Annotated in this window: 25 protein-coding genes; 3 read left to right on the top strand and 22 right to left on the bottom strand. The window is 60.1% G+C overall.

From position 1 onward, the window contains the following. Nucleotides 1-4 precede the first annotated feature (4 nt). The 9 genes from ccmI to ccmA form a co-directional block, all read right to left on the bottom strand. The gene (gene ccmI, locus ACXX83_RS16600; protein WP_458549107.1) at nucleotides 5-1,207 is read right to left on the bottom strand and encodes a c-type cytochrome biogenesis protein CcmI; all 1,203 of its coding nucleotides are present in this window, start codon (nucleotides 1,205-1,207) and stop codon (nucleotides 5-7) included. Beyond that, nucleotides 1,200-1,673 carry a cytochrome c-type biogenesis protein gene (locus tag ACXX83_RS16605; protein ID WP_458549108.1) on the bottom strand — a complete coding sequence of 158 codons (474 nt, stop codon included), beginning with the start codon at nucleotides 1,671-1,673 and terminating at the stop codon, nucleotides 1,200-1,202. Before ACXX83_RS16605 ends, ccmI begins: the two co-directional genes overlap by 8 nt. Further along, nucleotides 1,670-2,206, bottom strand: coding sequence for a DsbE family thiol:disulfide interchange protein (locus tag ACXX83_RS16610; protein WP_126046738.1), 537 nt, complete (start codon nucleotides 2,204-2,206; stop codon nucleotides 1,670-1,672). Before ACXX83_RS16610 ends, ACXX83_RS16605 begins: the two co-directional genes overlap by 4 nt. Further along, the gene (locus tag ACXX83_RS16615) at nucleotides 2,203-4,191 is read right to left on the bottom strand and encodes a heme lyase CcmF/NrfE family subunit (protein ID WP_007980762.1); all 1,989 of its coding nucleotides are present in this window, start codon (nucleotides 4,189-4,191) and stop codon (nucleotides 2,203-2,205) included. The genes ACXX83_RS16610 and ACXX83_RS16615 overlap by 4 nt, the downstream gene beginning before the upstream one ends. Before the next feature lie 3 nt (nucleotides 4,192-4,194). Continuing rightward, a complete protein-coding gene (gene ccmE / locus ACXX83_RS16620; RefSeq protein ID WP_007980760.1) occupies nucleotides 4,195-4,650 on the bottom strand; it encodes a cytochrome c maturation protein CcmE in 456 nt (151 codons plus the stop codon). After that, nucleotides 4,647-4,823 (bottom strand): heme exporter protein CcmD, encoded by a 177-nt coding sequence (gene ccmD, locus ACXX83_RS16625; protein WP_007980758.1) that lies wholly within the window; start codon nucleotides 4,821-4,823, stop codon nucleotides 4,647-4,649. Before ccmD ends, ccmE begins: the two co-directional genes overlap by 4 nt. Further along, the gene (locus ACXX83_RS16630) at nucleotides 4,820-5,575 is read right to left on the bottom strand and encodes a heme ABC transporter permease (RefSeq protein ID WP_015096219.1); all 756 of its coding nucleotides are present in this window, start codon (nucleotides 5,573-5,575) and stop codon (nucleotides 4,820-4,822) included. The genes ccmD and ACXX83_RS16630 overlap by 4 nt, the downstream gene beginning before the upstream one ends. A gap of 73 nt (nucleotides 5,576-5,648) precedes the next feature. After that, entirely contained in the window at nucleotides 5,649-6,317 is a 669-nt protein-coding gene (gene ccmB, locus ACXX83_RS16635) for a heme exporter protein CcmB (RefSeq protein WP_007980754.1), read from the bottom strand. Then, the gene (gene ccmA, locus ACXX83_RS16640) at nucleotides 6,314-6,949 is read right to left on the bottom strand and encodes a cytochrome c biogenesis heme-transporting ATPase CcmA (protein ID WP_458549109.1); all 636 of its coding nucleotides are present in this window, start codon (nucleotides 6,947-6,949) and stop codon (nucleotides 6,314-6,316) included. The genes ccmB and ccmA overlap by 4 nt, the downstream gene beginning before the upstream one ends. Before the next feature lie 199 nt (nucleotides 6,950-7,148). On the opposite strand from ccmA, the gene fliK reads away from it, so the two are divergent. Beyond that, entirely contained in the window at nucleotides 7,149-8,723 is a 1,575-nt protein-coding gene (gene fliK / locus ACXX83_RS16645; RefSeq protein WP_458549110.1) for a flagellar hook-length control protein FliK, read from the top strand. Continuing rightward, nucleotides 8,720-9,049, top strand: a complete 330-nt coding sequence (locus ACXX83_RS16650; RefSeq protein ID WP_217835976.1) for an EscU/YscU/HrcU family type III secretion system export apparatus switch protein — start codon at nucleotides 8,720-8,722, stop codon at nucleotides 9,047-9,049. Before fliK ends, ACXX83_RS16650 begins: the two co-directional genes overlap by 4 nt. Nucleotides 9,050-9,319: 270 nt before the next feature. Here the strand turns inward: ACXX83_RS16650 and ACXX83_RS16655 are convergent, their stop codons facing one another. Beyond that, nucleotides 9,320-10,240: an EamA family transporter gene (locus ACXX83_RS16655; protein ID WP_458549111.1), complete on the bottom strand. Its 921-nt coding sequence runs from the start codon at nucleotides 10,238-10,240 to the stop codon at nucleotides 9,320-9,322. Nucleotides 10,241-10,712: 472 nt separating this feature from the next. Between ACXX83_RS16655 and ACXX83_RS16660 the strand changes: the two genes are divergently transcribed. After that, on the top strand, nucleotides 10,713-11,012 hold the full coding sequence (locus tag ACXX83_RS16660; protein ID WP_458550210.1) for an EscU/YscU/HrcU family type III secretion system export apparatus switch protein: 300 nt from the start codon (nucleotides 10,713-10,715) through the stop codon (nucleotides 11,010-11,012). Between the two features lie 188 nt (nucleotides 11,013-11,200). Here the strand turns inward: ACXX83_RS16660 and ACXX83_RS16665 are convergent, their stop codons facing one another. From ACXX83_RS16665 to fleN, 12 genes are all read right to left on the bottom strand, one after another. Continuing rightward, the gene (locus ACXX83_RS16665; RefSeq protein ID WP_458549112.1) at nucleotides 11,201-11,593 is read right to left on the bottom strand and encodes a DUF2802 domain-containing protein; all 393 of its coding nucleotides are present in this window, start codon (nucleotides 11,591-11,593) and stop codon (nucleotides 11,201-11,203) included. Then, nucleotides 11,594-12,079, bottom strand: a complete 486-nt coding sequence (locus ACXX83_RS16670; RefSeq protein ID WP_007980742.1) for a chemotaxis protein CheW — start codon at nucleotides 12,077-12,079, stop codon at nucleotides 11,594-11,596. A 73-nt stretch (nucleotides 12,080-12,152) separates the two neighbouring features. Then, nucleotides 12,153-13,088: a CheW domain-containing protein gene (locus ACXX83_RS16675; protein ID WP_217835980.1), complete on the bottom strand. Its 936-nt coding sequence runs from the start codon at nucleotides 13,086-13,088 to the stop codon at nucleotides 12,153-12,155. Nucleotides 13,089-13,214: 126 nt separating this feature from the next. Beyond that, nucleotides 13,215-14,003, bottom strand: coding sequence for a ParA family protein (locus ACXX83_RS16680; protein ID WP_217835981.1), 789 nt, complete (start codon nucleotides 14,001-14,003; stop codon nucleotides 13,215-13,217). Between the two features lie 43 nt (nucleotides 14,004-14,046). Continuing rightward, a complete protein-coding gene (gene motD, locus ACXX83_RS16685; RefSeq protein WP_458549113.1) occupies nucleotides 14,047-14,937 on the bottom strand; it encodes a flagellar motor protein MotD in 891 nt (296 codons plus the stop codon). Between the two features lie 15 nt (nucleotides 14,938-14,952). Continuing rightward, on the bottom strand, nucleotides 14,953-15,693 hold the full coding sequence (locus ACXX83_RS16690) for a flagellar motor protein (protein WP_007980738.1): 741 nt from the start codon (nucleotides 15,691-15,693) through the stop codon (nucleotides 14,953-14,955). Next, nucleotides 15,693-16,823, bottom strand: a complete 1,131-nt coding sequence (locus ACXX83_RS16695) for a protein-glutamate methylesterase/protein-glutamine glutaminase (protein WP_458549114.1) — start codon at nucleotides 16,821-16,823, stop codon at nucleotides 15,693-15,695. Before ACXX83_RS16695 ends, ACXX83_RS16690 begins: the two co-directional genes overlap by 1 nt. Before the next feature lie 48 nt (nucleotides 16,824-16,871). After that, nucleotides 16,872-19,133 carry a chemotaxis protein CheA gene (locus ACXX83_RS16700; protein ID WP_458549115.1) on the bottom strand — a complete coding sequence of 754 codons (2,262 nt, stop codon included), beginning with the start codon at nucleotides 19,131-19,133 and terminating at the stop codon, nucleotides 16,872-16,874. A gap of 48 nt (nucleotides 19,134-19,181) precedes the next feature. Continuing rightward, nucleotides 19,182-19,970, bottom strand: a complete 789-nt coding sequence (locus tag ACXX83_RS16705; protein ID WP_217835985.1) for a protein phosphatase CheZ — start codon at nucleotides 19,968-19,970, stop codon at nucleotides 19,182-19,184. A gap of 21 nt (nucleotides 19,971-19,991) precedes the next feature. Further along, on the bottom strand, nucleotides 19,992-20,363 hold the full coding sequence (locus tag ACXX83_RS16710) for a chemotaxis response regulator CheY (protein WP_003183998.1): 372 nt from the start codon (nucleotides 20,361-20,363) through the stop codon (nucleotides 19,992-19,994). A 167-nt stretch (nucleotides 20,364-20,530) separates the two neighbouring features. Continuing rightward, nucleotides 20,531-21,271 carry an RNA polymerase sigma factor FliA gene (gene fliA, locus ACXX83_RS16715; protein ID WP_007975362.1) on the bottom strand — a complete coding sequence of 247 codons (741 nt, stop codon included), beginning with the start codon at nucleotides 21,269-21,271 and terminating at the stop codon, nucleotides 20,531-20,533. Continuing rightward, on the bottom strand, nucleotides 21,268-22,098 hold the full coding sequence (gene fleN, locus ACXX83_RS16720) for a flagellar synthesis regulator FleN (RefSeq protein WP_007975361.1): 831 nt from the start codon (nucleotides 22,096-22,098) through the stop codon (nucleotides 21,268-21,270). Before fleN ends, fliA begins: the two co-directional genes overlap by 4 nt. Between the last annotated feature and the right edge of the window lie 83 nt (nucleotides 22,099-22,181).

The following is a 22,181-nucleotide window of genomic DNA, read 5'->3' on the forward strand; positions in this document are numbered from 1 at the left end:
CCTGTTATTTGTCCGGACTGTCGATGGTCAGTGTTTGCGGCGCGGTGGTGCTGCTGGCCAAAGGCTGGCTGCGACCGATCCACTCGCCGGCGGTCGGTTTGCCGGCACGGGAAATACGCGCAACCAGTTGGACTTCAGGGAAGTTCGACAGTTTCAATTGCGGCATCATCGCGTCGGCATCGCTCAGCTCGACGGTCACCGGCAGGTCGGCCACGGTCATGCGCTTGACCGCCAGCGGGGCCGGCGGACCGGAGACAGCACGGGCGAAGATGAACACGCTGTCGCCAGGCTGGACCTTGGTTTTGAGCTCGGCAGCCAGATCGACGCTGACCTTGAGCAACGCCGCGGTCTTGGCCGCCGGTGCTTGCGCAACCTTGCCACCACTGGCCACCAGTTTCTCCGTGGCCCGGGTGATCCCGCCTTGCAGCGCCTCCCGGGACGGGTCGTTCGGCGGCAACTGCGCCAACAGGCGATTCCAGTAATCGATGGCGTCCTGATAACGCTCGCCTTCAAACGCGGCAATGCCGAGCAGGCCGAGGCTGGTGACTTCTTTCGGATCGGCCTTGAGCGCTTCGTCGGTCAGGGCCTGGACCTTGTCCGACCACTTCTTGCCATCGGCGAAGTACTGGGCCTGGGCCCATTGACCGAGCAGCTCGGGCTGACGACCGGCCAGGTTCGCCGTGCGCTCAAACATCTTCGCCGCGTCCGCCGGGCGATCCTGAGCCATGTAGGTGCGACCGAGGAAGTACATGCCTTCGGCGGAATCCGGTTGAGCGGCGACCACACGCTCCAAGCGTTGGGTCATTTCTTCCATCGACTTGGGTGCCTGGGAGAATTCGCGGGTCAGTTCGACCTTGTCGCTGGCACCGTAATGCATGTAAAGCCCCAGGCCCAGCACCGGCACCAGAACGGCCGCCAGCAACGGCAGGGGTTTGCCCAGTCGCGACGCCCGCGGCGCTTCGACGCCTTCGGTATCGGCCAGCAACTCACGGGCGGCTTCGGCGCGACCGGCGTCCATTTGCGCCGCATCGAGCACGCCCTCTTCCTGCTGAGTCTGCAACTCAGCCACGCGCTCCTGATAAAGCGCGACGTTCAAGGCGGTACGATCCTCTTCACGCTGGGCACGACGGCTGCGCAAAACCGGGATCAACAGAAAACTCAGGGCAACCAGAAGCAGCAGACCTGCAGCGAGCCAGAAATCAATCATTCTTGGTTTTATCCAACAGGTGGTCGAGGCGCGAGCGCTCCTCGGCAGACAGCGAGCCCGGGGTGCCGGCGCGTTGCACGCGACGACGGCGGACGATCACCGCGATGATCACGACACCACCCAGCAACAGGCCGGCGGGGCCGAACCAGAGCAAGGCAGTCTTGGCGTTCAACGCAGGTTTGTAGCGGACGAAGTCACCGTAGCGGTCGACCATGAAGTCGATGATCTGCTGGTTGTCCTTGCCTTCGCCGATCATGCGGAAAATCTCTTTGCGCAGGTCGGCGGCAATCGGTGCGTTGGAATCGGCAATGTCCTGATTCTGGCACTTGGGGCAACGCAGCTCCTTGGTCAGCTCGCGAAAACGCTCGCGGTCACCTTCCTTGGCAAACTCATAGGTGTCGATGGCCCCGTGGGCCACACCGGCCATACTCAAGCCCAGGACAGCGGCAGCAATCCAGCGCTTCATGGCTTGGCCTCGTCGACCAGCGCCTGGTACTTGCCCGCCAGTTTTTCGCGCCAGACCTGCTCGTCGATCACGCCGACGAACTTGTCACGGATGATGCCCTTGGCGTCGATGAAGAAGGTTTCCGGCGCGCCGTACACGCCGAGGTTCAGGCCCAGCGAGCCTTCGTCATCACGGATGTCCAGCACATACGGGTTGTGGAAGTCCGTCAGCCACTTCAAGGCATCGGCGTTGACGTCCTTGTAGTTGATGCCGTAGATCACCACGCCCTGCTTGGCCAGCTTGTTCAGCACCGGGTGCTCGACCCGGCAGGAAATGCACCAGGTGCCCCATACGTTGACCAGCGCCGGCTTGCCCAGAATGTCGGCACGGGTCAGGGTCTTGTCGCCCTGCACCGACGGCAGGGAAAACTCCGGAAACGGCTTGTTGATCATGGCCGAAGGCAACTCGGCCGGATCCAGGTACAACCCACGGTAGAGAAATACGGCAACCACCAGAAAAATCGCCAGTGGCAGCAACATCAACCAACGCTTCATGCAGTGGCTCCCGACATGCCCAGTGCTTCGCGCACACGGCTTTTGACCTTGACCCGATAACGCCGATCCAGTGCCGCCAGCAAACCACCTGCACCTGTCAGCAAACCACCGAACCAGATCCAGCGCACGAACGGCTTGACGTGTACGCGCACAGCCCAGGCGCCGTTACCCAGCGGTTCACCGAGGGCGACATAGAGGTCGCGGGTGAAACCGGCGTCGATGCCGGCTTCGGTCATCACTGAGTTCTGCACGGTGTACAGGCGTTTTTCCGGGTGCAGCACGCTGATTTCCTTGCCGTTGCGGATCACCCGGACGGTGCCCTTGTCGGACGTGAAGTTCGGGCCTTCGAAGTGCTTGGCGCCTTCGAAGATGAAGTGATAACCGGCCAGGTCCATGGACTCGCCCGGCGCCAGGCGCAGGTCGCGCTCGGCACTGTTCTGGCTCGACAGCACGACACCCAGCGCACACACGGCAATACCAAGGTGTGCGATCTGCATGCCCCAGTAGCTGCGGGTCAGGGTGGGCAGGCCTTTGATCAGGCCTTTGTGGCGGGTCTTGTCGACAATGTCACGCGCACCGGCCAACAGCACCCAGGCGGCAAGCATGAAGGTCGCGAGCACTGCCCAGTTGAAGTCCCCGTACGCGACGCCAGCCACCACGGCCATGGCCGCACTGCCGAGCAATACCGGCGTCAGCATGCTCAGCAGCCATTTCACCGGGGTGTCTTTCCAGCGCACGATCACGCCGACCGCCATCACCACCATCAACAACGCCATCAACGGAATGAACAGCGCGTTGAAGTACGGCGGGCCGACCGACAGCTTGGCGCCGGTCATGGCATCGAGAATCAGTGGGTACAAGGTGCCCAGCAGGATCATCGAGGCGGCCACCACCAGCACCAGGTTGTTGCCCAGCAGCAGGGTTTCCCGGGACCACAGGTTGAAGCCGACCTGGCTCTTGACCACCGGCGCGCGCAGGGCGAACAGCGTCAATGAACCGCCGACCACGAACAGCAGGAAAATCAGGATGAACACGCCGCGTTCCGGATCGGAGGCAAAGGCGTGCACCGAGGTCAACACGCCGGAACGCACGAGGAAGGTGCCCAGCAGGCTCAACGAGAACGCAGCGATGGCCAGCAACACGGTCCAGCTCTTGAACACGCCACGCTTTTCCGTGACCGCCAGCGAGTGAATCAGCGCGGTACCCACCAGCCATGGCATGAACGAGGCGTTTTCCACCGGGTCCCAGAACCACCAGCCGCCCCAGCCGAGTTCGTAGTACGCCCACCACGAACCGAGGGTGATGCCGATGCCGAGGAACGCCCAGGCCACGATGGTCCACGGACGAGACCAGCGTGCCCACGCGGCATCCAGGCGACCGCCCATCAGCGCGGCGATGGCGAAGGCGAAGGCCACCGAGAAACCGACGTAGCCCATGTACAGCATCGGCGGGTGCACGATCAGGCCGATGTCTTGCAGCAAGGGGTTGAGGTCGGCACCGTCGCTGGGCATTTGCGGCAGGATGCGTTTGAACGGGTTGGAGGTCATGATCAGGAACAGCAGGAAACCGGTGCTGATCATGCCCATCACCGCCAGCACGCGGGCCAGCATGACCTGTGGCAGCTGCCGGGAGAACACCGACACCGCAAAGGTCCAGCCACCGAGAATCAAGGCCCACAACAGCAGGGACCCTTCGTGGGCACCCCACACCGCGCTGAACTTGTAGTACCACGGCAAGGCGCTGTTGGAGTTGTTGGCCACATAGGCCACGGAGAAGTCATCGACCATGAAGGCGTAGGTCAGGCAACCGAAGGCAAACAGCAGAAAGCTGAACTGTCCCCACGCGGCCGGCTGGGCCAGGCTCATCCACAGGCGGTCACCGCGCCAGGCACCGAACAGCGGCACCACGGCCTGGGCCAAAGCGAAGCACAGGGCCAGGATCATCGCCAGATGACCCAGTTCGGGAATAAAGATGCCGGATGTCATGGATCAACCCTCCTTCGCGGGCGTTGGAGCCGATTGACCGCTGTCTTTCAACGCCTTGGTCACTTCCGGCGGCATGTACTTCTCGTCGTGCTTGGCAAGCACCTCATCGGCCACTACCACGCCATCGGCATTGAGCTTGCCCAGGGCAACGATGCCCTGCCCTTCGCGGAACAGGTCCGGAAGGATGCCGCGATAGGTGATGGTCACGGATTTGTTGAAGTCGGTGACGACGAACTTCACGTCCAGCGAATCGCCGGAACGCTGCAAGGAACCGGCCTCGACCATGCCACCGGCGCGGATGCGCGTGTCATGGGGGGCTTCGCCGTTGGCGATCTGGGTCGGTGTGTAAAACAGGTTGATGTTCTGCTGCAGTGCGCTCAGGGCCAGGCCGACGGCAGCGCCGACCCCGACCAGGATCGCGAGAATGATGATAAGACGCTTTTTGCGCAGCGGATTCACTTGCCGTTCTCCCGGCGCAGACGACGCGCCTCTTGTTGCAGATACCGCTTGCGGGCCAGGATCGGCGCCGCCACGTTGAGGGCCAGTACCGCCAGGCAGATGCCATAGGCTGACCAGACATACAGGCCATGATGACCCATGGCGATGAAGTCGCCGAATGAAGCAAAACTCATCGAGCGACCTCCAGGCTGTTTTCCACTTCGGCCTTGACCCAACTGGCCCGGGCTTCGCGCTTGAGCACTTCAAGACGCATGCGCAGCAACAGCACCGCGCCGAAGAAACAGTAGAAACCCAGCGCCGTCAGCAGCAAAGGCAGCCACATCTCGGCAGGCATTGCCGGTTTTTCGGTGAGGGTGAAGGTCGCGCCCTGGTGCAGGGTGTTCCACCACTCCACCGAGTACTTGATGATCGGGATGTTGATAACGCCGACAATCGCCAGCACCGCACAGGCCTTGGCCGCACTGTCACGATTGCTGATCGCGTTGCCCAGCGCAATGAGACCGAAGTACAGGAAAAGCAGGATAAGCATGGACGTCAGGCGTGCATCCCAGACCCACCACGAGCCCCAGGTCGGTTTGCCCCATATCGCCCCGGTGACCAGTGCCACGGCGGTCATCCAGGCACCGATGGGGGCCGCGCATTGCAGGGCGACGTCGGCCAGTTTCATCTTCCACACCAGCCCGACGATGCCGCACACCGCCAGCATCACGTAGATGGACTGCGCCAGCATGGCGGCCGGAACGTGGATATAGATGATGCGGAAGCTGTTGCCCTGCTGGTAGTCCGGCGGCGCGAAGACCAGCCCCCAGACCACGCCAACGCTGATCAGCAGCAACGCCGCGACGCTCAGCCAGGGCAGCATTTTGCCGCTGATGCCGTAAAACCATTTGGGCGAGCCGAGCTTGTGAAACCACGTCCAGTTCATACTGTTTCCATCACGGTTGCTCTTTACTGTGAAGAGCGAGGGTCTTTACTGGTCGTTTTTTAACCAGACCTCATTATTCGCCGACGCTGATCTTCAGGCCAGCGGCTATTGCAAAAGGTGTCAGGGTTATCGCCAGGGCGGTCAGGCTACCAAGCCACAGGAGATAACCGGTCGCCGGCATTCCCTGCAAGGCTGCCTGCAAGGCGCCACTGCCAAGGATCAACACCGGGATGTACAACGGCAGTATCAGCAGGGCCAGCAACAGGCCACCGCGCTTCAAGCCGACCGTCAGCGCCGCGCCCACCGCACCGAGCAGGCTCAATACCGGTGTACCGAGCAGCAACGAAAGCAGCAACACCGGCAGACAGGCGGCAGGCAAACCGAGCATCAGTGCCAGCAAGGGGGCCAGCAAAACCAGTGCCAGGCCGGAAAAAGCCCAGTGTGCCAGCACTTTGGCCAAAACCAGAAGAGCCAGGGGGTGCGGCGAAAGGACCCACTGTTCAAGGGATCCGTCTTCGAAATCACTGCGGAAAAGCCCGTCCAGCGAGAGCAGAACCGATAAAAGTGCCGCCACCCAGACCAAGCCCGGAGACAAGGTTTGCAACAATTGAGACTCGGGTCCGACCGCCAGCGGGAACAGCGAAACGACGATGGCAAAGAACACCAGCGGATTGGCCAGCTCCGCCGGACGACGGAACAGCAGACGCGCCTCGCGGGCGACCAACAGGCCGAACACACTCATACGGCCCAGCTCCCCAGATCGATATCGCGATAACCGGCCGGCATCCGGCTCAGCGTGTGGTGAGTGGTCAACACCACCATGCCGCCGCGTTCGCAGTGGCCGGCCAGGTGCTCTTCGAGTTGCGCCACGCCCTGCTTGTCGAGGGCGGTAAAGGGTTCATCGAGGATCCACAACGGCGGGCTGTCCAGGTACAGGCGCGCCAACGCGACGCGGCGCTGCTGACCGGCGGACAGGGTGTGACAAGGCACATCCTCGAATCCGCGCAGCCCGACCGCAGCCAGGGCCTGCCAGATCGCTTCACGGGTCGCCGGATGATGCAAGGCACACAGCCAGCTCAGATTCTCTTCCGGTGTCAGCAAATCCTTGATCCCGGCTGCGTGGCCGATCCACAACAGGTTGCGCGCCAGTTCGCCGCGTTGCTCGTTCAGCGGCTGGCCGTTGAGCAGCACCTGACCGGCGGTCGGCTGCATCAGCCCCGAGAGCAGGCGCAACAGGCTGGTCTTGCCACTGCCGTTGGGGCCACTGATTTGCATCATTTCGCCACTGGCCAGTCTCAAATCGAGATTTTCGAAGAGCAGCCGAAGGTCTCGCTCACAGGCAAGGGCAACGGTTTGCAGGACAGGACTGGTCAAGGGTTCACGGGCCTTATACGGTTCAAGTCGGCACTGGCGCGGCCGTTAAAGAGATGCAGCATAGATGCAATGACGTCTTGTTCTAGAGAGCTGCGTCAAACAATTGCAAAGTTTTCGCCATTTTTGGATACAACGGCGCGGCATTATACATGCCAGGCCCTACTCTAAAGAGTGCATTTTCCTCAGGTTGTGACCGCGTATGACAGGCGAAATGAACATCCTACCGCTGCCGCAGGCCCTCCCGGCGACTTCACGCCCACAGGTGCTCAGCGGTGAGTTGCTCAAATTGCTGACGCCGGTGGAGGGGCTGATCAGCGTCGGTCAAACCGCCCAGGCCGAAGTGTTGTCGCTCAAGCAGGCGGATCAGACTTTCCAGATGCTGCTCAAGGTCACCCTCGACAGCGGCCGCCAGACCACGGTCCAGACCACCAGCAATCAACCGCTGGCCCTGGGCACCACGCTGGTCGTCAGCCAGCCCTCGGCCGGCAACCTGGCCGTGACGGTGCAACAGGCCATCGCCTCCAGCGTCGCCCCCCTCACCCGCCTCGACACCGCGCAACTGCCCGTTGGCACCCTGCTGCAGGGCAAGGTGCTGACCTCGCAAGTGCTGCCGCAAGTGCCCGGCCAGCCCCTGGTGTTTCGCTCGATGGTGAGCCTGCTCAACACCGCACTGAGCGGCAGCACCCTGAGCATCGACAGTCCGCAGCCCTTGCGCATCGGCACCTTGTTGAGCGCGCAGGTGCAAGACAGCCAGACATTGAAATTCGTGCCCCTGAGCAGCCGCCAGGAACAACTGGCGGTCACCCGGCAACTGGTCGACCAGCAAAGCCGCCAAGGCTCACTGGATGGCTTGCTCCAGCGCCTGCAGAACCTTGCGCCCTCGGACCAGACCTCAGCCGAACTGCGCAGCGCCGCTGCCCGGTTGCTCGCCGGCCTGCCGGATGTCCAGCAACTGAGCACACCCAAGGGTCTGGCCCTGGCGCTGGCCAGCAGTGGTGCGTTCCTCGAAAGCAAACTGCTGAACGGGCAAAACCCGACACTCGCGCCGGACATGAAAGGCGACCTGCTCAAGCTGGTTGCGCAGTTGAGCCAGGGCTTGCCGGCCAACAGCAGCCTTGCCGCGATCATCGCCGCCAACACCCTGGCCCAGGCCATGCCGAATTTTGTCCGCAATGCCCTGGGCATGCTCGGCCAGGTCAGCGCCAAACCGTCGCCGAGCGGTTTCCCGCTGCCCGAACGCCTGCTGCAAAGCGGCGAAGGCGAAAACGACCTCGAACACTTGCTACGCCTGGCCGCCGCTGCGGTTTCACGCCTGCAAAGCCATCAGCTGTCGAGCCTGGAACAAACCGGCGTCACCGCCGACGGACGGCTGATGAGCACCTGGCAACTGGAAATCCCGATGCGCAACATGCAGGACATCGTGCCCTTGCAGGTCAAGTTCCAGCGCGAGGACGCCCCCGAGAAAGAACAGCCAAAGGAGCGTCGCGAAGAACGCGAACCCAAGCAACAGCTGTGGCGAGTCGAACTGGCCTTCGCCATGGAGCCGTTGGGGCCCCTGCAAATCCAGGCGCAATTGATCAAGGGCAGCCTCTCCAGCCAGCTCTGGGCCGAACGGCCGTACACCGCCAGCCTGATCGAAAGCAACCTGACCGGGCTGCGTGATCGCCTGCTGGCCGCCGGCCTGAACGTCGGTGACCTGGACTGCCACCTCGGCACACTGCCCCAAGGCCCACAAACCCGCCTCGAACAACGTTGGGTCGACGAAACCGCATGAAAAACCCCAACACCCCACGCCAGGCCATCGCCCTCAAATACGACGGCACCCACGCCCCCACCCTCACCGCCAAGGGCGACGAAGAACTGGCGGAAGAAATTCTGCGGATCGCCCGCGACTGCGAAGTGCCGATCTACGAAAATGCCGAGTTGGTGAGGCTGCTGGCGCGCATGGAGCTTGGGGACAGCATTCCACAGGAGCTGTATCTGACGATTGCCGAGATCATTGCGTTTGCGTGGAGTTTGAAGGGGAAGTTTCCGGCGGGGATGGGGCCGGATGCGCTGATGGTGGAGAAGGATGTGACGGATCGTGGGGACGACTATTGATCAACACTGAGAAACACTCAACAACGGAGATCAGCACATACCCCTCGTACCTATTGAATACCATTACTTACTGCTAACAGAAAACCTGCCTGCGTAAAACATCGATACTTCCTCTGAAAAAAACCATCTAAAGCGGTACATCTCCCAAACCCGTCGCGAACTTAAAGCCATGCCCGGAGCATGCAGAAACATAAAAAACGCCGGGCAAACTTACTGATCCAAAGCGAAGTACTTCCAACAACACCCAGGCCAATTACGACGACTTTATATTTATTCTTCATCTCGCCCTCCACCACCACAAAAACACAGTTTTTTGAGAATTGGTTCGAACACAACTACTAACAACCCAATGATTACGACTAAAAGAGCCAGTACAGTTATTGGAGAGGCAGCCTGCTTGTAAATTATCGTCGCCACAAAAAACTGCGTGAGTGGCAATACAAACTGGGACAAGCCCATAGACATTACAGAAAGCCTTTTAGCTGAAAACGAAAACAGCGCTAACGGAATAATAGATACAACACCACAACTAAAAACAAGAAGCGTGCGCCACAAACCAAAATGATCAGGAATCGCCATGCCGAGATCTGAAAATATAAAAAACAAAGTGCAAAAAAAAGAAAGCACAAGAGACTCTAACAACAAGCCACTAAAAACATTCAAAGATGTCATTTTTTTCAGGCACGAATAAAAGCCCCAAGCCAGACCGATACTTAGATAAACTCTTATATCAAGATCATTACTCAACACGAAAAGACTCACCACACTGATCAGCATCATCAACACGGCCACGGCTTTGAACACGGTGACTGGCTCTTTGTAAACAACGATACCCATCGCGATACTTAAAATTGGCGCCACCAGGTAACCGAGACTGCTTTCAAGTACCCGACCATGGACAGATGCCCATATGAACGTCCCCCAGTTGATCGCTATCAGTATGGCTGCAACGGCATGTAAAATTAGTAGCCTAATGTTAAGTTGAGCAAAAAGCGGTCTTAGCTCCCGACCAGCGTACACGACAAGAAATACCGTCAGCAAAGACAAGTAAACCCTATAACTGAGCAACGCCAACGCACTCAACGACCCAATATACTTCCAAAAAACAGAAGACAACCCCAATAGCACGTTCGCCAATACCCCACTGAGCGCGCCGATAAAAAAATGTCGACCTCTATTTGAAGGCAGCATCCCTCTACCTTTCCCACAAAATTATTTCAACTATTTCATACAGCCATATTACTTTGTCATCCTCGTGCATACTGCAATAGGCTTCACCCTTCCTTGTCCAATTCATTACTTCATCCACCAAAAGGTTTTGTATCCGCGCCCGTTCTTCTGCCGTCACCCATATGACCAGCGCCCAGAGTATAAATTTTCCTCATCCCCCCCTTTCCTTTATCGATTACTTTTGATCACCCCTCGCTAACAAAACTTAAAGAATTGTGTTTCCACCTGTCAACGCACAAACGACAAGCCCATTGCCATCAAAACAAAAAAGTCGTTAAAACACAGATTAAGATGTAGGAATATTCATACTTCATCCTGTAGGACTTAGTTGGCCGCGACGGTCTATTCAGGACTTCTTAAAGTAGGACTTGGATTCTCTGGAAAGGAAAATTTTTGAATCATTCTGCAACACTCAAAGTGACGTAACTTATCCATCATTCGAATAATCATCTGGCAAATCGCCCCCACCCTCACCGCCAAGGGCGACGAAGAACTGGCGGAAAAAATTCTGCGGATCGCCCGCGACTGCCAAGTGGCGATCTACGAAAATGCCGAGTTGGTGAGGCTGCTGGCGCGCATGGAGCTTGGGGACAGCATTCCACAGGAGCTGTATCTGACGATTGCCGAGATCATTGCGTTTGCGTGGAGTTTGAAGGGGAAGTTTCCGGCGGGACAGGACCCGGATGCGCCGATGGTCGAGAAGGACATCACCGAACGCGGGGATGATTATTGAAGTTTCGAGGACGCCATCGCGGGCAAGCCCGCTCCCACAGGGGGCAGAGGTGGCTCCGGAGTTTGTGAACGACTCCGAACCATTGTAGGAGCGAGCCTGCTCGCGATGGACTCAAGTGCGACGCGTTCATTCAGAATGCCCGCGTTATCGTTAACGTCCATCGCGAGCAGGCTCGCTCCTACAGGTAACTAGTTCTTGTGCAACTTGCTCATCAACTCTGCCTCAGCCTGGGTCAAGCCGCAGGACTGGGTCAGTTCGTCGACGCTGGCGCCCATCCCGACCAATCGTGCTGCCTGGGCAAACGACAGGCTGGTCGGGTCGCGCTGTTCCAGCTGAGCGAGTTTGTCCGGCAACGGCGCAACGATCGCCCGCAGTTCATGCAGGTCTTCGCCCATGCGCACGTTGCCGTTCTGGTAGTTGTCAACGCGTTTGCCCAGGTCCTTGATGCGCTGGTCGCGCTGCGCATCGCTCTGGGCCTGTTGCGCGGCGATCTGCTTCTGGGCGCGAATGTAGGCCAGAAACATTGCCAGCGTGCCTGCCCAGAACAGGAACAGGACAATGACCGCAACCTCGAGAATCAATCAGATACTCTCCAGTTCCGACCATTCTTCTTCGCTCATCATCTTGTCCAGCTCGACCAGGATGAGCAATTCGTTGTTCTTGTTGCACACGCCTTGAATGAACTTGGCGGACTCTTCGTTACCCACGTTCGGCGCGGTTTCGATTTCCGACTGACGCAGGTAAACCACTTCGGCCACGCTGTCGACCATGATCCCGACAACCTGCTTGTCGGCTTCGATGATGACGATACGGGTGTTGTCGCTGATCTCGGCATTCATCAGGCCGAAGCGCTGGCGGGTGTCGATCACGGTGACGACGTTGCCGCGCAGGTTGATGATGCCCAGCACGTAACTCGGGGCACCCGGGACCGGGGCGATTTCGGTGTAGCGCAGGACTTCCTGGACACGCATCACGTTGATGCCGTAGGTCTCGTTGTCCAGCTTGAAGGTGACCCATTGCAGGATCGGATCTTCGGAACCTTTTGCCGCCGTTGCCTTGTCATTCATACCCTGACCCCTCAAGAAACCGCCCTGGCGGTGTGTGTTCCGTGCAACGCCATCGAATGACGTCACCTGTTGTTTATTTGATGTTTGTCGGTTTGTGGTTCGGCTTGCTGCCGGACATGTGCTTTGCCCCGCCACTGGCGATCAACTCCGCCAGGGAGGCCACGTCGAGCAAGGCGCACATGTGTTCAATCACCGTGCCGGCGAGCCATGGCCGCTGGCCCCGGTGACTTCTCCATTTGATTTCATTCGGGTCCAGACGCAGCGAGCGGCTGACCTGATGCACCGCCAGGCCCCATTCATAGCCCTGGACCGAAATCACGTATTGCAGGCCCTGCTTGAAATCGTCGCGGTAACGGTCGGGCATGACCCAACGCGCGGTGTCGAGCACCTTGAGGTTGCCGGCCTGGCTCGGCAGGATGCCCAGGAACCACTCCGGCTGGCCGAACAACGGCGTCAGCTCGTGACCGGCCAGGGAATAGATCGACCCCAGGCACACCAGCGGCACCGCCAGGGTCAAGCCGGCGACATCGAACAACAGGCATTCGAAAGGCTCGGCGGCCCAGGACGGACGACCTTCGGTGTCCACCGGTGGCGGCGTATTGCTTGGTGGCAGGTGCACTTCGACGACGGGCGGCACAAGTACCTGAGGCTCCTCGATAACAGGAGTCTCCAGCACTTCGGCCTCTTCGATCGGAGCCACCAGGGTTTGCAACAAAGGCGCAATGGTCGATATCGGTGCCAGAACAGGTTCCGGTGCATCGATCACGACGATGGAAGTCCTGGCCAAAGGCGCAGTCACCGCAGTGGCTGCTACCGCGAATTGCTGCGCATCCCGGGCCTGTTCTTCGAGAACGGCAGCCTGGAACTCGTCCAGCACGCCTTGCTCTTCGACGACGCTCACCGCTTCGACAACCTCGGCCATCTCCTCGGTTGCGTCTTGCAGCAAGTTATCCAGATACGACTGCAACGCCAGTTGCGGGCGCGATGTTGTCTTTACCAGTCGATTCATGAGCGCTCACTTGTAGGAGCGAGCTTGCTCGCGATGAACCTGTGAGCGCCACGGGGTGCCAGGTTTCCCGCGTCATCGTTGACGTCCATCGCGAGCAGGCTCGCTCCTACAGGGATCGAGGTCATCTCACGCCACCTGCGCAACAAGTTGCGCTGCCAGCAGATGCTTGAGCAACGCACGGTAAGCGAGAACGCCACGGCTCTTGCCGTCGAACTGCGAAGGCGTCAGCCCGGCACGGCTGGCATCGCGCAGGCGCGTGTCCACCGGGATATAGCCTTGCCAGATTTCCTCGGGGAATTTGTCGCGCAGCACGCGCAAGGTTCCGAGGGACGCCTGGGTGCGACGGTCAAACAGGGTCGGCACGATGGTGAAAGGCAGTGCCTGTTTGCGCGAGCGGTTGATCATCGCCAGGGTGTTGACCATGCGCTCGAGGCCCTTGACCGCCAGGTGTTCGGTCTGCACCGGGATCACCAGTTGCTGGCTCGCCGCCAAGGCATTGACCATCAGCACGCCGAGCAAGGGCGGGCTGTCGATCACGGCGTAATCGAAGTCCTGCCACAGTTGTGCCAGGCTCTTGGCAATCACCAGGCCCAGACCGCTCTGCCCCGGCGACTGGCGCTCGAGGGTCGCCAGCGCGGTGCTGGACGGCAACAGGGAAATGCGTTCGTCGCTGGTCGACAGCAACAGTTGGCCCGGCAGGCCTTGGGGCACGTTGCCCTTGTGCAGGAACAGATCGTAGTTGCTGTGTTCCAGGCTGTCGGGATCGTAGCCGAAGTAGCTGGTCATGGAGCCGTGGGGGTCGAGATCGACCACGACCACGCGCTTGCCCGCCTCGGCCAGCAACCCGGCTAAAGCGATGGAGGAGGTGGTTTTACCGACACCACCCTTTTGATTGGCGACTGCCCAGACTCTCATTCGGAATGTTCCTCCCGACCGAACGGATCGGCCGAGAAATAGCTCAACGTGTTAATGCGGGTGACGGAGAATTGACGGCGTTCTCTCGTACCGGCGACTTGACCGGGGTCGGTGCAGTTTGTGTGCCAGCACGCTTCAACGCGGCATCCGGTTGCGCATGGGCGGTTCCGGTGCCGGTCAGGCTGCGGCGAACATCGAGGTTGCGCGACACCACCAGCACCACGCGGCGGTTGCGAGCGCGGCCTTCGGCGGTGGCATTGTTGGCCACCGGCTGAAACTCGCCGTAGCCCACCGACGCCAAGCGACCGGGGTTCACCCCCTGCATCGCCAGCATGCGCACGATGCTGGCCGAGCGCGCCGAGGACAGCTCCCAGTTGGTCGGGTACTGCGCGGTGCGGATCGGTTGATCGTCGGTGAAACCTTCGACATGGATCGGGTTGTCGAAGGGCTTCAGGATCGCTGCGACCTTGTCGATGATGTTGAACGCGATGTCGCTGGGCATGGCGTCGCCGCTGCCGAACAACAGGCTGGAATTGAGCTCGATCTCGACCCACAACTCGTTGCCGCGCACGGTCATCTGGTTGGAGCTGATCAGGTCACCGAACGCCGCGCTGATGTCGTCGGCGATGCTCTTGAGAGGATCGCTGGCGCCGGAGACACCGGCATCGACCTGGTCACTGTCCTTGACCAGCGGCTTGGCCGGGGTCACGGTCTTCGGCCGCTCGTCACCAATGGGGATCGGCTTGAGCGAACGATCGGAATCGGTGAAGACCCCGACCAGCGCCTCGGAAATGACCTTGTACTTGCCTTCGTTGATCGAAGAGATGGAGTACATCACCACGAAAAAGGCGAACAGCAAGGTGATGAAGTCCGCGTAGGACACCAGCCAGCGTTCGTGGTTGACGTGTTCTTCATGCTGGCGACGACGTGCCATGATCCATGTCTCCCATCAATCCATGAAGCCCTGAAGCTTCAACTCGATGGAACGAGGGTTTTCACCTTCGGCGATCGACAGCAGCCCTTCCAGCAACATTTCGCGATAACGCGACTGGCGCAGCGCGATGGCTTTGAGTTTGGCGGCAATCGGCAGCAGCACCAGGTTGGCACTGGCCACGCCGTAGATGGTGGCGACGAAGGCCACGGCGATGCCGTTACCCAGTTGCGACGGATCCCCCAGGTTGCCCATGACGTGAATCAGGCCCATCACCGCACCGATGATGCCGATGGTCGGCGCATAACCGCCCATGCTTTCGAAGACCTTGGCCGCTTCGATATCGCGGCTTTCCTGGGTGTAGAAATCCACTTCCAGAATGCTGCGGATCGCTTCCGGCTCGGCGCCGTCGACCAGCAATTGCAGGCCTTTGCGGGCGTAGTTGTCAGGCTCGGCGTCGGCGATACCTTCAAGACCCAGCAGGCCTTCCTTGCGGGCGGTCAGGCTCCAGTTCACCACGCGGTCGATGCCACCGGCCAGGTCGACGCGAGGCGGGAACAGGATCCAGGCGAGGATCTGCATGGCGCGCTTGAAGGCGCTCATCGGTGATTGCAGCAGCGCCGCGCCGATGGTTCCGCCGAGCACGATCAACGCTGCCGGGCCGTTGGCCAGGGCGCCCAGATGACCGCCTTCAAGGTAGTTGCCGCCGATGATCGCGACAAAGGCCATGATGATGCCGATCAGGCTTAGAACATCCATCAGATACAGGCCTCGACCAGGTGCTTGCCAATGTCGTCGAGGCTGTACACCGCGTCGGCCAGTTCAGCTTTGACAATGGCCATCGGCATGCCGTAGATCACGCAACTGGCTTCGTCCTGCGCCCAGATCGAACTGCCGCCCTGCTTGAGCAGGCGCGCGCCTTCGCGGCCATCGGCGCCCATGCCGGTCAGGACGACCGCCAGAACTTTGTCACCGTAGGACTTGGCTGCCGAACCGAAGGTGATGTCCACGCACGGCTTGTAATTGAGACGCTCGTCACCCGGGAGGATTTTCACCGCGCCGCGACCGTCGATCATCATCTGCTTGCCACCCGGCGCCAGCAACGCCAGGCCCGGACGCAGGATGTCACCATCCTCGGCTTCCTTGACGCTGATGCGGCAGAGCTTGTCCAGGCGCTCGGCGAAGGCCTTGGTGAAAGCGGCCGGCATGTGCTGGACCAGCACGATCGGGGCCGGGAAGTTGGCCGGCAATTGGGTCAACACCCGCTGCAGTGCCACCGGGCCGCCGGTGGACGTACCGATGGCCACCAGTTTGTAGTTTTTGCGTTTTGGCGCGGGCGACGACGTAGCGGGGGCATGCGTACGCGCCGGGATCGGTGCCGGTGCCGGACGCGCGGGCGCGCTGCTGGCAAAACTGCCCACGCTGGAAGGCGCTGGCGTCGGCGCTGGCGCAGCGACAGGCGCCGGAGCGCTGTAGTGACTGACACGACGATTACTGCGCGAGATGCTCAGGATCTTCTCGCACAGCAGTTGCTTGACCTTCTCGGGGTTGCGCGAGATGTCTTCGAAATTCTTCGGCAGGAAGTCCACGGCGCCGGCATCCAGCGCATCGAGGGTGACCCGGGCGCCTTCATGGGTGAGCGAGGAGAACATCAGGACCGGGGTCGGGCAGCGTTGCATGATGTGCCGCACGGCAGTGATGCCGTCCATCATCGGCATCTCGTAGTCCATGGTGATCACGTCGGGCTTGAGGGCCAGCGCCTGATCGATCGCCTCTTTGCCGTTGGTCGCCGTACCGACGACCTGGATATTGGAATCCGCTGAAAGAATTTCCGAGACGCGGCGGCGGAAAAACCCCGAATCGTCCACCACCAGGACTTTGACTGCCATAAACACTCCATTAGATGGAGCGAGGCCAGGCGCCCCGCTCCAGCAGAATCAAATACGCCGGGTGGCGTAACGCTTGAGCATGCTCGGAACATCGAGAATCAGCGCGATGCGGCCGTCACCGGTAATGGTGGCGCCGGACATGCCCGGCGTTCCCTGGAGCATTTTGCCCAATGGCTTGATGACCACTTCTTCCTGGCCCACCAGTTGATCGACGACAAAGCCGATTCGCTGTGTGCCCACCGAAAGGATCACCACATGGCCCTCGCGCTGCTCTTCGTGAGCGGCGGAGCTGACCAGCCAGCGTTTGAGGTAGAACAATGGCAACGCCTTGTCCCGCACGATCACCACTTCCTGGCCGTCCACGACGTTGGTGGTCGACAGGTCGAGGTGGAAGATCTCGTTGACGTTCACCAGCGGGAACGCAAACGCCTGGTTGCCGAGCATGACCATCAGCGTCGGCATGATCGCCAGGGTCAGCGGCACCTTGATGACGATCTTCGAACCCTGGCCCTTGGCCGAGTAGATGTTGATCGAACCGTTGAGCTGGGAAATCTTGGTTTTCACCACGTCCATGCCCACGCCGCGACCCGACACGTCGGAGATCTCGGTCTTGGTCGAGAACCCCGGGGCGAAGATCAGGTTGTAGCACTCGGTGTCGCTCAGTCGATCGGCCGCATCCTTGTCCATCACGCCGCGTTTCACCGCGATGGAACGCAGGACATTCGGGTCCATGCCTTTACCGTCATCGGAGATCGACAGCAGGATGTGATCGCCTTCCTGCTCGGCCGCCAGAATCACCTTGCCGCCACGGGCCTTGCCCGAGGCTTCGCGTTCTTCCGGCGACTCGATGCCGTGGTCGACCGCGTTGCGCACCAAGTGGACCAGCGGGTCGGCCAGGGCCTCGACGAGGTTTTTGTCGAGGTCGGTTTCTTCGCCGACCAGCTCCAAGTTGATCTCTTTCTTGAGCTGGCGAGCCAGGTCGCGAACCAGGCGCGGGAAGCGCCCGAAAACTTTCTTGATCGGTTGCATCCGGGTCTTCATGACCGCGGTTTGCAGGTCGGCGGTGACCACGTCGAGGTTCGATACAGCCTTGGACATGGCTTCGTCGCCACTGTTGAGACCCAGGCGGACCAAGCGGTTACGTACCAGCACCAGCTCGCCGACCATGTTCATGATCTCGTCCAGACGCGCGGTATCGACCCGTACGGTGGTCTCGGCTTCGCTTGCCGGTTTTTCCGCCGGTGGCGCGGCCGGGGCGCGGGCAGCAGCCGGTGCAGCGCCGGCCGGTGCTTCGGCTTTTGGCTCGGGGGCCTTGGCCACAGGTTTGGGCGCCACAGCCTTGGCTGCCGGTGCCGGTGCCGCAACTGCAGCGCTCGAACCATTGGCCGCCGTCGCGGTGCCGACTTCGCTGAACTTGCCTTTGCCATGCAATTCGTCGAGCAGCGCTTCGAACTCGTGATCGGAAATCAGATCGCTGCCAGCCGCCACCGCGCTTGGGGCAGCAGGTGCAGGCACCGAAGCAATGGCGGACTCCAGTGCCTCGACAGCAAAGTTGCCCTTGCCATGCAACTGGTCGAGCAGTGCTTCAAATTCGTCGTCCGTAATATCGGAACTGTCGCCCGGCGCTTTCGGTGCTTCTGGCGCAGCCGGAGCCTGCGCAATCGCATCGACGGCAAACTGGCCTTTACCGTGCAACTGATCGAGCAACGACTCGAACTCGGCATCGGTGATTTCGTCGCTTGCAGGTGCTTCGCTTGCAGGTGCGTGGGCAACCGCCGGCGCCTCGGCCTGTGCCTTGACGGCATTGAGCGAGTCTAGCAATTGCTCGAATTCGTTATCGGTAATATCGCCGGAATCGGCTTCAGCCACCGGCGCTTCAACCACGGCGGCGACAGGTGCAGTAACCTCTTCGTCAGCCGATTGCGGCTCGGCCAGACGGGCCAGCGCCGCCAGCAGTTCAGGTGTCGCAGCCGTGATCGGGCTGCGCTCGCGGACTTCGCTGAACATGCCGTTCACCGCGTCCAGCGCTTCGAGAACCACGTCCATCAGTTCCGAGTCGACGCGACGCTCACCCTTGCGCAGGATGTCGAACACGTTCTCGGCGATGTGACAGCACTCCACCAGTTCGTTGAGCTGGAGGAAGCCGGCGCCCCCTTTTACAGTGTGAAAACCGCGAAAAATTGCATTGAGCAAATCCGCATCATCCGGACGGCTTTCCAGCTCGACCAGTTGCTCGGACAGTTGCTCTAGAATCTCGCCGGCCTCAACCAGGAAATCCTGAAGGATCTCTTCATCGGCGCCGAAGCTCATCAGGGGGGGTGCTCCTAACAGGTCTAAAAACCCAAAATACCTAAAATTCTAAAATCCCAGGCTGGATAGCAAATCGTCCACATCGTCCTGACCGGACACAACGTCTTCTCTTTTATCGGCATGAATCTGCGGACCTTCACCCTGAGAGAGATGTTTTTGTGGATCTTTTTGCGCAAGCATCGCTTCACGGTCATGTTCGATGCCCGCAAAGCGGTCCACCTGACTGGCCATCAGCACGAGCTTGAGCAGGTTGCTTTCAACTTCGGTGACCAGTTGGGTCACACGCTTGATCACTTGCCCCGTGAGGTCCTGGTAATCCTGGGCGAGCAGGATGTCGTTGAGGTTGCCCGACACCGCGCGATTGTCCGTGCCGCTGCGTGCCAGGAAGCCGTCGACCCGACGGGCCAGTTCACGAAACTCTTCGGCACCGACTTCACGACGCATGAAGCGCCCCCAGTCCGTGCTCAAGGCCTGGGCTTCGTCCGCCAGGCTGTTGACCAGCGGCGTGGCATTTTCCACCAGATCCATGGTGCGGTTGGCCGCCGCCTCGGTCAGCTTGACCACATAGCCCAGGCGCTCGGTGGCGTCGGTGATCTGCGACACTTCTTCGGCTTGCGGCATGTGCGGGTCAATCTGGAAATTGACGATCGCGCTATGCAGTTCGCGAGTGAGCTTGCCCACTTCCTGATACAGGCCGCGGTCTCGGGTCTGGTTGAGCTCATGGATCAATTGCACCGCGTCGCCGAACTTGCCTTTTTCAAGGCTCTCGACCAATTCGACGGCGTGTTTTTTCAGGGTCGATTCAAAGTCGCCCAATGAAGTTTCGTTATTGCCCATAGCTCCCCCGTGGCGCACTCATCAACCGATGCGTTCGAAAATCTTCTCGATTTTTTCTTTCAACGCCTGGGCCGTGAAGGGCTTGACCACATAGCCGTTAACGCCGGCCTGGGCCGCTTCGATGATCTGCTCACGCTTGGCTTCAGCGGTCACCATCAGCACCGGCAGGTGCTTGAGCTTTTCATCGGCACGCACGTGACGCAGCAGATCGATGCCAGTCATACCTGGCATGTTCCAGTCCGTTACCAGAAAGTCGATGCTTCCGCTGTTGAGCACCGGAATGGCGGTAGTGCCATCGTCGGCCTCGACGGTGTTGGTGAACCCAAGGTCACGCAGCAGGTTCTTGATGATCCGCCGCATCGTTGAGAAGTCATCAACGATGAGGATTTTCATGTTCTTGTCCAATTCGACCTCCAAGCAGTCTTAAACGCGCCCAGCACCTGGACGCGCCATTTCAATCAATCCGGCAAAGCACTCAATGACTGTCTGGAGCACAACAGATCGGGACCGGCGCAGTTCAACACCACACCAGCCTCTTTCGCAGTGTCCCCACACTGCCTTCAGCGCGCTCGCCACTCCCCCAAACGCCCCCGCAAGCGGGCCGCGCACTGGCTGTGTAACTGGCTGACCCGCGATTCGCTGACCCCCAGGACCTCACCGATTTCCTTGAGGTTCAACTCTTCGTCGTAGTACAGCGCCAACACCAGTCGCTCACGCTCCGGCAAATTGGCAATCGCATCCGCCAGCGCAGCCTGGAAGCGTTCATCTTCCAGATCGCGTGACGGCTCGGTATGAGCACTCGCGCCATCCTCGTGCAGCCCTTCGTGTTCGCCGTCCTGCAACAGATCGTCGAAACTGAATAACCGGCTGCCCAGGGTGTCGTTCAAAATTCCGTAGTAATCGTCGAGACTCAATTGGAGTTCGGCCGCAACTTCGTGATCTTTAGCGTCACGGCCGGTTTTCGCTTCAATCGAGCGAATGGCGTCGCTGACCATGCGCGTATTGCGGTGGACCGAACGTGGCGCCCAGTCCCCCTTGCGCACTTCATCGAGCATGGCGCCGCGGATTCGAATGCCCGCGTACGTCTCGAAACTGGCGCCTTTGCTGGCGTCATATTTGGTCGATACCTCAAGCAGGCCGATCATCCCGGCCTGGATCAGGTCTTCGACCTGGACACTGGCCGGCAAACGCGCCAGCAAGTGGTAAGCAATGCGTTTAACCAGCGGCGCGTAACGCTCGATCAGCTCGTACTGCGCATCACGAGCCGATTTTTTGTAGAGGTTGTAACCGCTGGCTGTCATAGAACAGGTCCTGCTGTTTGCTGCACTAGACGCTCGACGAAAAACTCCAGGTGCCCGCGCGGGTTGGCAGGCAGCGGCCAGGTATCGACCTTCTGCGCGATGGCCTTGAACGCCAGCGAGCACTTGGAACGCGGGAAGGCCTCGTAGACGGCGCGCTGCTTCTGCACAGCCTTGCGCACGCTTTCGTCGTAGGGCACCGCGCCGACGTATTGTAGGGCGACGTCGAGGAAGCGATCCGTGACCTTGGTCAACTTGGCGAACAGGTTGCGCCCTTCCTGCGGGCTCTGGGCCATGTTGGCCAGGACGCGGAAGCGGTTCATGCCGTAGTCGCGATTGAGCAACTTGATCAAGGCGTAGGCATCGGTAATCGAGGTCGGCTCGTCGCACACCACCAGCAGCACTTCCTGGGCTGCACGAACGAAGCTGACGACCGACTCACCAATGCCCGCAGCGGTGTCGATCACCAATACGTCGAGGTTGTCGCCGATATCACTGAAGGCCTGGATAAGGCCCGCGTGTTGCGCAGGACTCAGATGCACCATGCTCTGAGTGCCGGATGCGGCCGGAACGATACGGATGCCGCCAGGTCCCTGCAGCAGTACATCGCGCAGTTCGCAGCGGCCCTCGATCACGTCGGCCAGGGTACGTTTGGGTGTCAGGCCCAGCAGAACGTCGACGTTCGCCAGTCCCAGGTCGGCGTCCAGCAGCATGACGCGCCGGCCAAGCTCAGCCAAAGCCAGGGACAAGTTCACTGACACGTTAGTTTTCCCGACGCCACCTTTGCCGCCGGTCACCGCGATCACCTGTACGGGATGCATGCTGCCCATGTTATTTCTTTACCTTGTCTTGCATAGACGGAGGCCACATTACTGGCTGCGCGTTCACAAACGGAACAATGCATGGCAGACCA

Source organism: Pseudomonas sp. GNP012 (assembly GCF_054343835.1).